Source organism: Lysinibacillus sp. NPDC086135 (genome assembly GCF_044746345.1).
In the GTDB taxonomy this organism is placed as follows: Bacteria; Bacillota; Bacilli; order Bacillales_A; family Planococcaceae; genus Lysinibacillus.
Genome location: NZ_JBIVCA010000025.1, coordinates 43,905 through 56,711, shown reverse-complemented (window position 1 = coordinate 56,711; position 12,807 = coordinate 43,905). Strand labels below are relative to the sequence as shown.

Genomic DNA, 12,807 nt, shown 5'->3' with positions numbered 1-12,807 from the left:
TCAAGGTCCTTCACAGTTCTTAAGATTTTATTGACACCATTTGGGTTTTCAACACAAAAAACTCCCTACATCCTGAATGGAGTAGAGAGTTTGAGTATGTTATATAGACGAGCGGTAACTATTGAGAAGCTTCTTTTGCTTGCTGACAAGACTTAGCTTAACGGCAGTTTCATTTAATTCACTGCGTATTTGTAAATTGTACGCACTGTCCACATAACTAGCCGTTATTTTATTAGGACGTTGCTGCTGAATTTGTCTAGTCTTACTAATATGCTTTTTATCTTTATTCTTTTGCAGACTATTTTTAAACTGTTGTTTCGGGTTTTGTCCGAAATTATGACTTAAATCCCCAGCATGTAAATACTGTTGTTCGTTGCGAAATATACTACTAGTCGTCGAACTTACTCTAGAAGTCCTCATATATAATTACCCTCCTTTACTTTTTATCAACTTTGTAGGTATATATATCGACATTATATGCTCGAACTTAATAATACAGAACCAAATTAATCAATTATGCCTTGGCATAATTGCGTCCGGAATCGGCTTTGCGCTTGCACAAAGCACTCCATTTCGATTCCGTGACATCCGCCGGAGGCTTTAACTTCTTTCAGCATATGTTGGGACACCCATTGAAAAGTGACTTAAACTCTCATTCATATCAACACCTATAAAGGTTGGAGGCTTTTGCTGAAAGAAGTTAAAAAAGAGAGAAAAGAGCTATAAGAAAAAGTGTTTCTCACTATTTCTTATAACTCTTTTCCCAAATATTTATATATTAATAACCAAAAATTAGAAATTAAAACGTATTCCATTATATAGGTTGATTGGAGTGGAGGCTGGGCGACTCCTTGGGGATTAGCAATAAAGGAACGAAGGCTAAAAGCATCACGTCCTGTGATAACGCCTTCGTGACCAACATCGTGTTGGCCCGAGACCCTGGAGCGAGCAACGCGAGTGAAGCGGCTCATCGGACGTCCCCAGGAAGCTCTGCTCTGCGCGAAAGCGAAGCGTCAGCGGCAAAGCGCCCAGCCGGAACGGAAATCAACCCCACGCTATGTTGATAGCTATAAATTACTTCCAAAAATCATCAAATATAGTAATTGGCATATGGCGTTTGTGTTGTGAACGTAAATAATGCCCTTCCAATGTTTTACGAGCATCTTCAGGGATTTCCTTCCCCTCCAAATAATCATCAATTTGGTCATACGTTAAACCAAGAGCTACTTCATCTGGTAATGAAGGACGATCTTCCTCTAAATCTGCAGTTGGTACCTTTAAATATAAGTGCTCCGGGCAATCAAGCGTAGCTAGTAACTGCTTACCCTGACGCTTGTTGAGACGGAAAATTGGCATTAAATCCGCACCACCATCCCCAAATTTTGTGTAAAAACCTGTAATTGCCTCCGCAGCATGATCGGTACCTAACACAACAGCATTATTCATAGCAGCAATAGAATACTGCACCTTCATTCGCTCACGTGCCTTTTCGTTCCCTTTAGCGAAATCGCTTAGTTCAATACCCGCATTCGTTAATGTTCTAACACTTGCATCGACTGCATCTTTAATGTTGACCGTATAAGTCTTCGTAGGTTTTATATAGTCAAGCGCATCCTGACAATCCTTTTCATCCGCTTGCACACCATATGGTAAACGAACAGCCCAAAATGAGTACTTCGCTTCTCCCACCTCGGCATTTAATTCATCGACTGCAAGCTGCGTTAATTTTCCAGTTAACGTGGAGTCTTGACCACCTGATACCCCAAGAACAAATCCCTTTACAAAGCTATAGCGACGCGCATAGTCCTTTAAAAAATTAATGGATTTGCGAATCTCTTCCTGCGCATCAATAGTAGGTAACACACGTAATTTCTTAATGATTTCTTGCTGTAATGTCATTTCGTCCTTCACTCCTTACACTTTACAATCGATTGACCATTTCACTTACTTCTTCAATATTACGCATTTTATTATTCCAGCATTTTTGGCTTAAATCGACTGGGTATTCCTCAGGATTCATGGCACGTTTATATTCATCCCATAACAACTCTAAATTATTAGCTGCATAATCGCGCATTTCTTCCAAAGTAGGATTTTGATAATGTATTGCACCATTTTTAATCACATGTTGATGTAAATTCTTAGCTTCAAAGTTCGTTACAAATTTTGATACGAATGTATGAACAGGGTGGAACATTTTAATTCTTTCCTCTGATTGAGGACTTTCATCTTGCATAGTGATGTAATCTCCCTCTGCCTTGCCATTCTTTCGATCAATAATGCGATATACATGTTTAAGACCTGGCGTCGTTACCTTTTCAGCATTCGCAGAAATTTTAATCGTATCTTCTAATTGCCCATCGTTATTTTCAATAGCGACCATTTTATACACAGCCCCTAAAGCTGGTTGGTCATATGCAGTAATGAGCTTTGTACCAATTCCCCACACATCAACTTTTGCACCTTGAGCCTTTAAGTTTAAGATCGTGTATTCATCTAAGTCATTTGATACGATAATTTTAGCGTTTTGGAATCCTGCCTCATCTAACATACGACGTGCTTCTTTTGACAAGAAAGCTATATCCCCACTGTCTAGTCGAATTCCAATAAAATTAATTTTGTCTCCAAGTTCTTTAGCCACTTGGATCGCTGTTGGTACACCCGATTTTAACGTATTGTAAGTATCTACAAGGAATACGCAATCACGATGACGTTTTGCATAGGAGTGAAATGCATCATAATCATTTTTATAGGCTTGTACAAGTGCATGTGCATGTGTACCCGATACTGGAATATTAAAGAGTTTACCTGCTCGCACATTACTAGTTGAAGCAAAACCACCAATAAACGCCGCACGCGTTCCCCAAATTGCTGCGTCCATCTCCTGAGCGCGTCGTGTACCGAACTCCATCGCTACTTCATTTTTTATAATTTGTTTAATACGACTAGCCTTTGTTGCAATTAAGGTTTGGTAATTCACAATGTTAAGTAATGCAGTTTCAATTAGTTGCGCTTCCACTAAAGGTGCTTCAATGCGGATAATTGGTTCATTAGCGAAAACAGTTTCTCCTTCCACCATAGAGTACATATCCCCTGTAAAGCGGATATTTTTTAAATATTCGATAAAATCCTCTTTATAACCAACCTCTTCACGCAAATATGTTATGTCCGAATCAGTAAAACGAAAATCACGTAAATATTCAAGAATTCTCTCTAATCCCGCAAAAATTGCATAACCATTGCCAAAAGGTAATTTTCTAAAATATAGTTCGAAAACCGCTTTTTTATTATGTATACCATCAGCCCAATAAGATTCTGCCATATTGATTTGGTACAAATCAGTGTGTAGCGCTAAGCTATCATCTGCATAGTTTGATCTCACAAGAAACCCCTTCTTCCGGTTTGATAATTAGTCCTAGTATACACTATATATCCAAATTCTTGCGTATTACATCCTCCAACTATAATGTTAGGTTTCCTTACATTAATAATCAGAAAATTTAGAAACATTCACATTTTAGACACACTTTTTAATACCGCTTTCATTCCCCTTTTAAAAACATTTTCAGCAAACTATTACGAAAGTCGAAATATTACATGTAACAAAACATAACATGAATATTCAAATAATTATTGCGCCATTTTTCATAGCGCCTTAACATGTAAATTAAATTTATTCAAGGAGCTGATATTGATGAAAAAAATAGAAGCAATCATCCGTCCTGAAGTTTTCGGAGCGGTCAGGGACGAACTTGCACAGGAAGGAATTGCAGGGCTCAGTGTTTCAGAAATTGCTGGCTGCGGTCGTCAATTAGGGCGTACAGGATTATTTCGTGGAAATACTTACGAAATTGAGTTTTTGCCAAAGTTGAAATTAGAAATGATTGTTGATGATGAAAAAGTAGATCCCATTGTTGAAGTTTTATTACGTAAGGCAGCAACCGGTAAGGTCGGGGATGGTAAAATCTTCATTTATCCAATAGAACAAGCAATTCGTATCCGTACAAAAGAAGTCGGATCAATTGCAGTAGAATAAGGGGGCGATATATATAGATGAAATAACATTATCTATAAATTTAGTTTGGATGATGCTCGGTACAATTTTAGTATTCTTTATGCATGCAGGATTTGCGATGGTTGAAGCGGGCTTTACACGCTCAAAAAACGCAGTCAATATTATTATGAAAAACTTCCTAACGATATCACTTGGTGGCATTGTCTATTTTCTCTGTGGTTACGCTATTATGTTTGGTGATTCAGTTGGCGGTATCTTCGGTACAAGTGGCTTTGCCTTAAATGGTGTAGATGATCTTTCCTTCTTTATTTTCCAAACGATGTTTGCAGCAACGGGAGCAACGATTTTATCTGGAGCAGTAGCAGAACGTACTAATATTTTTGCTTATATTGGTGTCATTATTCTCATGTCGTCACTTGTTTATCCTGTTGTTGGTCACTGGGTTTGGAGTGGTCATGGATGGTTAACAAATCTCGGTTTTATCGACTTCGCTGGATCTACCGTTGTACATTTAACAGGTGCAGTGGCGGCATTTGTAGCTGCGGTAATGGTCGGTCCACGTCTCGGTAAATATGAAAATGGTCGTGTTAACATTATTACAGGACATAGTATTCCATTAGGAGCTTTAGGCGTATTTTTACTTTGGTTTGGCTGGTTTGGCTTCAATGGTGCCTCCACATTAGCTGCTGATCCTAAACTTGTTCCGAGCGTAATAGCAAATACATTTTTCGCTGCTGCTGCTGGAGTTGTGGTTACTGCCCTTTATACGAAATTTCGATATGGTCATATCGATGGCTCACTCACATTAAACGGTGCTTTAGCAGGACTTGTGAGTATTACCGCTGGTACAGCTAATGTTAGTATTTTTGGTTCACTCATTATCGGATTAATGGCTGCTCCATTATTGGTCGAGAGCGTTCGCTTCATTGAATGGAAGTTAAAAGTCGATGATCCTGTTGGTGCAATCGCTGTCCATGGTATCTGTGGTATTTGGGGTACTCTAGCAGTTGGCTTGTTTGATATTGGTGGTCAAGGATTATTTTATGGAGGAGGTTTCGGCCAATTAGGAGTGCAAGCCATTGGGATTTTTGCTACCCTCGCTTGGGTTAGCGTTTCAGTAGCAGCTGGTTTACTTATTATAAAAGCATTTGTGCCATTACGAGTTTCTGCCGAAGAAGAAGTCACTGGCCTAGATGTCATTGAACACGGTGCTCCTGCTTATGAGTTTCAGGATATTTTCAAAGGCTCTGCAGTGCGGGGAGAAACATTTGCTCATCGTTTAACTCATTTCGGTAAAGCAAATAACAATGTCCAAGAAGACCATGTATAGTATTTAATGAACTTCATCTTCTTAAATACTAAAAAACAAGAATCTGCAATCTCTTCGGCAAACTGTTTCCCAAAAGATTATGCAGATTCTTGTTTTATGCTCTCTCTAGCTCCAATAAAAATTCTTTCATAGCTAGTCCACTACGAAAACCTGTTAGCTTGCCATCTTTTCCAATTACACGATGACAAGGAATAATTGCTAATACCGGGTTGGCACCAATTGCACTGCCTACAGCTCTTACTGCTTTCGGATTTCCGATACGGTGTGCAATATCTGAGTACGTTGTCGTTGTACCATATGGTAGCTCCTTCAAAGCATCCCAAACCGCTAGTTGAAATGGTGTCCCCTTGACATGTACTGGTACATCAAATTCAATGAGCTCTTTATTAAAATAAGCCGTTAATTGCTTAGCATATGGCTGTAACTTTTCTTTATTCTCTTCAAAGCGGTAGCCTTTAAATGGTTTTTTTGCCCAAACTTCTACCTCTTCAAATGGTGCATTCGGAGTTGCTATATATACAAGACCTTCATCTGAAGCAACGATATACATATTACCTTGTGCATATGTTAATGTATCTACATATAATACATCCATTCTCTAACCCCCTTAACTTAATTATTATCCACTGCCTGTAAATAACTTTAGAATCCCTTTGTTTCATGCTACAGTTATTTTACCTATTAGTATAAAGGAGTTTTAACTTTATGAATACTTCATATGAGCCTGCCATTCACTTTCAACAGGTCACCTTTTCATCGAATGACAAGATGATAATAAAATCGATTACTGGTTCATTCCCAAAAGGAAAAATCACTACATTAGTCGGCCCTTCAGGTGCCGGCAAAACAACCCTACTTAAATTGTGCAATGGACTATCATCTCCTACAGATGGTCAAATATTAATTGATAATCAAGACATTTCTACTTACGAGCCGACCGCTTTAAGAAGGTATGTGAGTATGGCTCTTCAAGCAGCCCCAATGATAGAAGGAACCGTATTTGACAATCTTGCACTCCCTCGTTCGTTGCAAGGAGAAAAGCTTACAGAGCAAGAAGCTATCCAATATTTACGAGACGTTGGACTCGATCAAAGCTTTTTACAACGCCCTACGAATAAATTATCAGGTGGACAACGACAAAAAGTCTCTATTGCAAGAACACTTATTAATCAGTCCTCCATTTTATTGCTAGATGAAATCACATCTGCACTAGACCGTCAATCCGTGCAAGAAATTGAGACACTTATTGCTACAATCCATAAAAAGTTTAATGTCACAATCATTTGGATCACTCATAATTTACAGCAAGCGCTGACAATCGGACACTATACTTGGGTCATGATGGACGGAGAACTAATTGAAACAGGAAAAAGTTCCTTACTTAACGCACCTAAAAATCCACGTGTCGCTGAATTTGTACAGGGGGTGAATGTATGACGTATACTTCGCTTTCCTTAACGTTAATTTTTGTTTTAATTCCTCTTCTACTGTCAAAAACCTTAAAGCTAGGACTTGAAAAGGATACACTCATAGCTACTATTCGTTCTATTGTTCAACTACTTGCCGTAGGTTACATTTTAAAATTTGTCTTTGATGCTCAAAGCTATATTTATATTTTCCTTATGGTTACTTTAATGGTTATAGTAGCAACATTAAATGCTCGTAAAAAAGGGAAAGGTATTAAAGGTATTACATGGAAAATAGCACTAACTCTTATTGTAGTAGAATTTGTTACGCAAGGAGTATTGCTAGGTTTTGATATTGTACCTGCAACAGCGCAGTATATTATTCCAATTAGCGGCATGATGATTGGTAATTCAATGGTATTATCGGTTCTATTTTTAAATCGTTTTACATCGGAAATTGCAAGTCATCAGAACGAAATTGAGTTAATTTTGTCGTTAGGCGGCACACCAAAACAGGCAATTCATCAACAGCTAATGAATGCGATAAAAGCCAGTATGATTCCTACAATTGAAAGCCAAAAAACAATTGGTCTAGTTCAATTACCAGGTATGATGAGTGGCCAAATAATTGGCGGAGCAGACCCTATTCAAGCGGTGCAATTCCAACTATTAATCATTTTCGCCCTACTAACAGCAGCGACATTATCAAGTATAATGATAGGTTTTTTAAGCTATCCTGCACTTTTTAATGAGCGCATGCAACTACTTGAAGTGAAATAATTGTTATAGTAAAAACAATATTTATTTTCTAAATTGTGCTATAATATAGAAAAAAAAGAAATGCAGTGAGGAGAATGACCATGTTATTACGCGATTTTTTCATCCATTTATCTGAAAACCAACTATTAAATAGTGCTGCAAAAAAATACGGACTAAAATTAGGAGCACAAAGTGTAGTAGCTGGTACAAATATTGAAGAAACGATTGCGAGCATCAAAGAGCTTAACGCACATAAAATCTCTTGCACAGTAGATAATTTAGGGGAATTTGTTTCAACTGAAGAAGAAGCAACAAAAGCTAAAGAACAAATCCTTGCTGTTATTGAGGCTATTAATGAAAACAGCGTTGATGCACATATTTCGTTAAAGCCATCTCAATTAGGTTTAGATATTGATGTTGATTTTTGCTACGATAATTTATATGAAATTGTAGAAAAAGCAGCAGCATATGATATATTCGTTAACTTTGACATGGAAGACTACGGTCGTTTACAAACATCCTTTGATATGGTTGAAGAGCTATCCAAAACGTTTAATAATGTAGGTACTGTTATCCAATCTTACTTTTACCGCGCTAAGGACGATATCGAAAAATTCAATGATTATCGCCTTCGTATCGTAAAAGGAGCATATAAAGAGCCTGCAGAAGTTGCTTTCCAAGATAAATTAGATATTGATTTAAATTTCATCGAGTTAATCGAATATCATTTACTACACGGTAAATTTACGTCCATCGCAACACATGACCATAATGTTATTGCACACGTAAAACGTTTTGTAGCTGACAATAATATTCCACTTGATAAATTCGAATTCCAAATGCTTTACGGCTTCCGTACAGATATGCAAAAAGAGCTTGCTAAAGAAAGCTATAACTTCTGTGTATATGTACCATTCGGCGAAGATTGGTACGGCTACTTTATGCGCCGTTTAGCGGAGCGTCCTCAAAATCTTAATCTTGTTACTAAACAAGTATTTACGAAAAAAACGAATACAGTCCTTGCTGTAGCAGCAGGTGCATTCGTTCTTGGACGTTTAACAAAACGTAAAAAATAAGGTCCCACATAAAGAAGCCAGAAGCTTAATTGAATAAGCTTCTGGCTTTAGTCTTTCAAGAACGTACTTTCCACAGGCCAACACTTAACCGCTTCCCTCACTCACTGCTTATTTCAGATTGTCAGTTTATTTGTTGTTCCCATAAGAGTAATTTCATTTATTCGAATTCCATTAAAAACGTGTAATAAAAATAATCAGTGAGGGTAATGAAAAGCCCCACTGATTAAAGTTTTATATTATTCAACATGTAAAGCAATGGTTGAAACAATAGCTTCTGCTGCATACTCCCATTTACCATCAATAAGACTACCTAATTTTTGCCCAAGCTCTTGGATCATTTCTAGTGTAATCGGGATATCATTTTTTTGCGCTAATGTAGCGATAAATGGAGCAGATAAACTTGTCCATCCGCCTCGATCAATTTTGATCTCCACTTGTTTTACTTCTCCATTTTCTTTTTCAATGCGGTAGTATAACTGATCATCTGGACGCCAGCTTAAGTGATGGGAGATTTGCCCATTTACAACTGTTAGATGATCCTTTTTCGTAGTAGAAACAGGTTTTATATTAAATTCATGACCTAGTACATCTAGTTTTTTGATTTCAGGTCCAACTAATGCTGCCTGAACAGCTTTATCCATACTACTTTCTAATGGAATAGATGACTCTGTCTCAACTATATCGTTGCTTGCAGCAAAAACGGCTGAAGGATTTGCGCTTGTCACGACAAATGTTGTTGCTAAAAAAGCTATTGAAGTAATTTTCGTGATTTTTCCCATAATTATTTCCATCCTTCCCATTAAAACGTTTTACGTTTACTAAATATTATCATTAGTAGTCAAAATATACAATACCAATTATTCTTTTATAATGACAAAAGGCACTGAATTTAAATTATTCAATGCCTTTTGTCTATTTTTTTTTATTTTTTCTTAGGTCTAAGTGTATTATTACTTATTCCACCCTTTTTCCTTAAAACGGGCAATAGCTTCAATACGATTCCCAACATTTAATTTTTCTAAAATAGTGGAAATGTAGTTACGGACAGTCCCTGCCGATAAAAATAATTCTGCAGCAATTTCTTTTGTCGTCTTTCCCTCTGCAACAAGTGTCAGTACTTGGCTCTCTCGGTCAGTTAAAGGATTTTCACTATCATCCTCATAGACAAAATCAACGAGTTCTGGCGCATATATTCTTTTGCCGTCCATAATTGTACGAATGGCACTGACCAATTCTTCTATCGGACTATCCTTTAGTAAATAGCCACGAACGCTGGATTTTCTTGCACGTTCAAAATAACCTGGCCTTGCAAATGTCGTTAATATAATCACTTTACAATCAGAACCTGTGCTATGCAGTTCCTCGGCAGCATCCAATCCCGTTTTCACTGGCATTTCAATATCCATAATACAAATATCAGGCTGATGCTCTTCAACAAGCGCCAGTGCTTCTTCACCATTTTTTGCTAATCCAACGACCTCCATATCATCCTCCATACTAAGTAATGAACGCAGTGCGCCTAATAGCATACCCTGATCTTCAGCAATTACAATTCGTATCATGTCGCAATCCTCTTTTCTATATGTTCTTCAGATTTTCTTTGACCTTCTGATGCGTAATCGCCACTGGAATCGACACTGTTAATGTAGTGCCTTCTTCACTTTCGATTTTAAAAGAACCGTTTATAAACTCTAACCGTTCTCGCATTCCCTTTAAACCGTTACCCGTTTTCCAAGCTTGCTTTTTAGTGATTCCTTGCCCGTTATCACGAACAACTAAATATACTTCCTTAAAATTTTGATGGAAGGCAATTTCACATTTTGTAGCACCACTATGCTTAACGACATTAGTCACTGCCTCTTTTAAGCACATGGATAATACATTTTCCACAAGTGGTTGAACTTGTAAATTATCTTTATCACCTTCAAATACAAACTCCATTTCAGCAGCCTTTAATATTTGAGAAATACGCATAAGCTCATCCTCAAACCTAGCTGTTCGCATATCCGATACTAATTCACGTACCTCTTTTAATGCGATACTTGCCGTTTGACGAATATCCTTAATCTCTATTAAAGCTTGCTGTGGATCACGTTCAATTAATCTTGAAGCTAAGTCACTTTTTAAACCTATCATCGATAACTTTTGGCCGAGCGTATCATGTAAATCCCGTGCAATACGTTGGCGTTCCTCAAAAACAATTAACTCAGCTATTCGTTCATTAGCAGTCTCAAGCTGTCCCTCTAAATTTTCGCGTTTATTTTTTGCATAAATCGTTAGTGGAAGTAGCACAACCGCTAGAATCGTTAAAACAACAAATGGTAGTTGTGATAAAAATAAGTGTAGCTCAACGAAAAAGCCAACACCTGTAGAGATAACCGTAAAGCCAATATGTAGTCCATACATAATATAGAAGCCAACAGGTTTACGAATATTTCCAATGAAGAATGCTGTGAAAATCGATAAATACACATAGCCATATAATATGGTCATAACGATATTAATGACCATTTCAAAGCTAATCCACATATAAACAAGACCGTTTTTCGAATTCATGGAAAACCGATAGAAAATAAAATATAGCATTAAAAATGTAATACCTACTGATATTTCTATATAAGATGATTTCCTAAAAATGAAGAAAAACGGTAGGAAACAGAAAATAATCCATAAATATACACTGAGCATTGGACTATTCGGAATAATACTGGGCCATTTCCTCATTATAATCTCACGCTCTTTCCTACTTTTCCCTTATTATAACAAGAAAATTAATTTTATGCCTGTACATGGTTATTAATGCATTATCCACATAATAACATTCCCCGTAGTAATGGACTCATTTGCATAACGTGGAGTAATCGCAGATCCCCAAGGAGTCGCCCAGCAGAAACGAAGATCAACTTATATATAAGCTATGTCTTAAAAATGTCATCCTCAACTTTTGGTGATGAGCACAGTAATTGCTTCATCTGCAATAGACAACTCATTTACGTAAAACAGCCATCCCTTAGAAGAGATGGCTGAAAAATTCTACTAAGCAGCAATACTGCCCCTTGCTTTTCGTTTAATTATCTCATTAACTTCTTTAAAGCTTACAAACTTACCTTGGTCTTCATCGTATAGTTTATAGCGTAATGATTCTAAACTTGTACGCAATGTTATTGTTGTCGCCGTGTGTAATGGCGGTGTTTCATTATGCGCTTTTTCAAGGTTATAGTTTGGAACACGAGGGGCTAAATGATGTACATGGTGGAAGCCAATATTTCCTGTAACCCATTGTAATAGCTTTGGTAATTTATAATACGAGCTACCTTCGACAGCAGCCTTTACATAATCCCATTCTTTATCATGCTCAAAATAAGAATCCTCGTACGTATGCTGGATATAGAATAACCAAATACCAAGAGAACCAGCTACAAATAATGTTATACCCTGTACTAATAAAAATGCTTGCCAGCCCATAAAGTAAATTAGTGTTATACAAACTCCAACAATAACGACATTTGTTAAATGTGTGTTAAAGCGTTCCTTCTGTTTAGCGTCTTTACGATTAAAGCGATTTAATATTAACACCATAAATAGTGGACCTAAGCCGAACATAACGAATGGATTGCGGTAAAAACGATACCATAAACGTTGTCCTTTAGATGCTTGTAAAAACTCTTCCACTGTCATCATATCTATATCACCGATACCACGCTTGTCTAAGTTCGAGCTAGTTGCGTGGTGAATTGTATGTTCACGCTTCCATTTTTCATATGGGAATGATGTTAACACCCCAGATACAAAACCAACCCAGTCGTTTGCTTTTTTACTTTTGAAAAATGAACCGTGTGTACAATCATGGAAAATAATAAATGTTCGTACGACAAAGCCAGCAGAAATTACACTTAATCCAACAGTTAGCCATGGTGAAATATCCATTAACATATAGCCAGCTACCCATAGAGCGATTAAAGGCACAATTGTATTTACCATTTGAAAAATACTTTTAGCTGTATCAGACTTCGCAAATGGTGCTACATCCTGGCGCAGTTTTTTTGTTTTTTCTCGATCTGTTGCCATTGTTTTTACTCCCTCATTTCCTTTTTTCCTTATGACCTCATCATAAAGCAAGAGTATAATCATACAACAGAAGCAAACATCATAAAAAGGATATGACATTTGTCATACCCTTTTATCATGTGTACAAAGGAATAAAAATAAATTAATATGGCT

General features: G+C 37.1%; 14 protein-coding genes. 6 read left to right on the top strand and 8 right to left on the bottom strand.

The genetic code is table 11. The features are described 5' to 3' along the window. Nucleotides 1-99: 99 nt before the first annotated feature. Both ACIPKN_RS23855 and nadE read right to left on the bottom strand, forming a co-directional pair. A complete protein-coding gene (locus ACIPKN_RS23855) occupies nucleotides 100-420 on the bottom strand; it encodes an NAD synthetase (RefSeq protein ID WP_400940941.1) in 321 nt (106 codons plus the stop codon). 654 nt (nucleotides 421-1,074) lie between these two features. Next, nucleotides 1,075-1,899, bottom strand: coding sequence for an ammonia-dependent NAD(+) synthetase (gene nadE, locus ACIPKN_RS23850; RefSeq protein WP_400940939.1), 825 nt, complete (start codon nucleotides 1,897-1,899; stop codon nucleotides 1,075-1,077). On the opposite strand from nadE, the gene ACIPKN_RS23845 reads away from it, so the two are divergent. Further along, entirely contained in the window at nucleotides 1,820-1,993 is a 174-nt protein-coding gene (locus ACIPKN_RS23845; protein WP_400940937.1) for a hypothetical protein, read from the top strand. The genes nadE and ACIPKN_RS23845 overlap by 80 nt on opposite strands. Here ACIPKN_RS23845 and ACIPKN_RS23840 read toward each other — a convergent pair. Continuing rightward, nucleotides 1,922-3,382, bottom strand: a complete 1,461-nt coding sequence (locus tag ACIPKN_RS23840) for a nicotinate phosphoribosyltransferase (protein ID WP_142510332.1) — start codon at nucleotides 3,380-3,382, stop codon at nucleotides 1,922-1,924. The two genes, ACIPKN_RS23845 and ACIPKN_RS23840, sit on opposite strands and share 72 nt — an antisense overlap. Nucleotides 3,383-3,694: 312 nt before the next feature. On the opposite strand from ACIPKN_RS23840, the gene ACIPKN_RS23835 reads away from it, so the two are divergent. Next, the gene (locus tag ACIPKN_RS23835; RefSeq protein ID WP_142510350.1) at nucleotides 3,695-4,036 is read left to right on the top strand and encodes a P-II family nitrogen regulator; all 342 of its coding nucleotides are present in this window, start codon (nucleotides 3,695-3,697) and stop codon (nucleotides 4,034-4,036) included. Nucleotides 4,037-4,049: 13 nt separating this feature from the next. Continuing rightward, the gene (locus ACIPKN_RS23830; protein ID WP_400940987.1) at nucleotides 4,050-5,345 is read left to right on the top strand and encodes an ammonium transporter; all 1,296 of its coding nucleotides are present in this window, start codon (nucleotides 4,050-4,052) and stop codon (nucleotides 5,343-5,345) included. A 94-nt stretch (nucleotides 5,346-5,439) separates the two neighbouring features. On the opposite strand, the gene ACIPKN_RS23825 is transcribed toward ACIPKN_RS23830, so the two are convergent. Next, entirely contained in the window at nucleotides 5,440-5,940 is a 501-nt protein-coding gene (locus ACIPKN_RS23825; RefSeq protein WP_400940934.1) for a methylated-DNA--[protein]-cysteine S-methyltransferase, read from the bottom strand. A 110-nt stretch (nucleotides 5,941-6,050) separates the two neighbouring features. On the opposite strand from ACIPKN_RS23825, the gene ACIPKN_RS23820 reads away from it, so the two are divergent. The 3 genes from ACIPKN_RS23820 to ACIPKN_RS23810 all read left to right on the top strand — a co-directional run bounded on the left by ACIPKN_RS23820 (nucleotide 6,051) and on the right by ACIPKN_RS23810 (nucleotide 8,586). Beyond that, nucleotides 6,051-6,782, top strand: coding sequence for an ABC transporter ATP-binding protein (locus ACIPKN_RS23820; RefSeq protein ID WP_400940933.1), 732 nt, complete (start codon nucleotides 6,051-6,053; stop codon nucleotides 6,780-6,782). Continuing rightward, a complete protein-coding gene (locus ACIPKN_RS23815; RefSeq protein ID WP_400940930.1) occupies nucleotides 6,779-7,531 on the top strand; it encodes an ABC transporter permease in 753 nt (250 codons plus the stop codon). The genes ACIPKN_RS23820 and ACIPKN_RS23815 overlap by 4 nt, the downstream gene beginning before the upstream one ends. Before the next feature lie 80 nt (nucleotides 7,532-7,611). Continuing rightward, a complete protein-coding gene (locus ACIPKN_RS23810) occupies nucleotides 7,612-8,586 on the top strand; it encodes a proline dehydrogenase family protein (RefSeq protein WP_400940928.1) in 975 nt (324 codons plus the stop codon). Between the two features lie 236 nt (nucleotides 8,587-8,822). On the opposite strand, the gene ACIPKN_RS23805 is transcribed toward ACIPKN_RS23810, so the two are convergent. The 4 genes from ACIPKN_RS23805 to desA all read right to left on the bottom strand — a co-directional run bounded on the left by ACIPKN_RS23805 (nucleotide 8,823) and on the right by desA (nucleotide 12,654). Continuing rightward, nucleotides 8,823-9,365: a methyltransferase gene (locus ACIPKN_RS23805; RefSeq protein ID WP_400940925.1), complete on the bottom strand. Its 543-nt coding sequence runs from the start codon at nucleotides 9,363-9,365 to the stop codon at nucleotides 8,823-8,825. Between the two features lie 171 nt (nucleotides 9,366-9,536). Then, a complete protein-coding gene (locus tag ACIPKN_RS23800) occupies nucleotides 9,537-10,148 on the bottom strand; it encodes a response regulator (protein WP_400940923.1) in 612 nt (203 codons plus the stop codon). 16 nt (nucleotides 10,149-10,164) lie between these two features. Then, nucleotides 10,165-11,310 (bottom strand): sensor histidine kinase, encoded by a 1,146-nt coding sequence (locus ACIPKN_RS23795; protein ID WP_427495703.1) that lies wholly within the window; start codon nucleotides 11,308-11,310, stop codon nucleotides 10,165-10,167. Nucleotides 11,311-11,622: 312 nt separating this feature from the next. After that, complete coding sequence (gene desA, locus ACIPKN_RS23790) at nucleotides 11,623-12,654, bottom strand: Delta(5) desaturase DesA (protein ID WP_400940920.1); 1,032 nt, start codon at nucleotides 12,652-12,654, stop codon at nucleotides 11,623-11,625. Nucleotides 12,655-12,807: the final 153 nt, after the last annotated feature.

What these genes read in the sequence shown, in the direction of transcription:
- ACIPKN_RS23855 (WP_400940941.1), bottom strand. Translation starts at nt 420, where the DNA reads ATGAGGACTTCTAGAGTAAGTTCGACGACTAGTAGTATATTTCGCAAC.
- ACIPKN_RS23845 (WP_400940937.1), top strand. Translation starts at nt 1,820, where the DNA reads ATGGATTTGCGAATCTCTTCCTGCGCATCAATAGTAGGTAACACACGT.
- nadE (WP_400940939.1), bottom strand. Translation starts at nt 1,899, where the DNA reads ATGACATTACAGCAAGAAATCATTAAGAAATTACGTGTGTTACCTACT.
- ACIPKN_RS23835 (WP_142510350.1), top strand. Translation starts at nt 3,695, where the DNA reads ATGAAAAAAATAGAAGCAATCATCCGTCCTGAAGTTTTCGGAGCGGTC.
- ACIPKN_RS23825 (WP_400940934.1), bottom strand. Translation starts at nt 5,940, where the DNA reads ATGGATGTATTATATGTAGATACATTAACATATGCACAAGGTAATATG.
- ACIPKN_RS23820 (WP_400940933.1), top strand. Translation starts at nt 6,051, where the DNA reads ATGAATACTTCATATGAGCCTGCCATTCACTTTCAACAGGTCACCTTT.
- ACIPKN_RS23815 (WP_400940930.1), top strand. Translation starts at nt 6,779, where the DNA reads ATGACGTATACTTCGCTTTCCTTAACGTTAATTTTTGTTTTAATTCCT.
- ACIPKN_RS23810 (WP_400940928.1), top strand. Translation starts at nt 7,612, where the DNA reads ATGTTATTACGCGATTTTTTCATCCATTTATCTGAAAACCAACTATTA.
- ACIPKN_RS23805 (WP_400940925.1), bottom strand. Translation starts at nt 9,365, where the DNA reads ATGGGAAAAATCACGAAAATTACTTCAATAGCTTTTTTAGCAACAACA.
- ACIPKN_RS23800 (WP_400940923.1), bottom strand. Translation starts at nt 10,148, where the DNA reads ATGATACGAATTGTAATTGCTGAAGATCAGGGTATGCTATTAGGCGCA.
- ACIPKN_RS23795 (WP_427495703.1), bottom strand. Translation starts at nt 11,310, where the DNA reads ATGAGGAAATGGCCCAGTATTATTCCGAATAGTCCAATGCTCAGTGTA.
- desA (WP_400940920.1), bottom strand. Translation starts at nt 12,654, where the DNA reads ATGGCAACAGATCGAGAAAAAACAAAAAAACTGCGCCAGGATGTAGCA.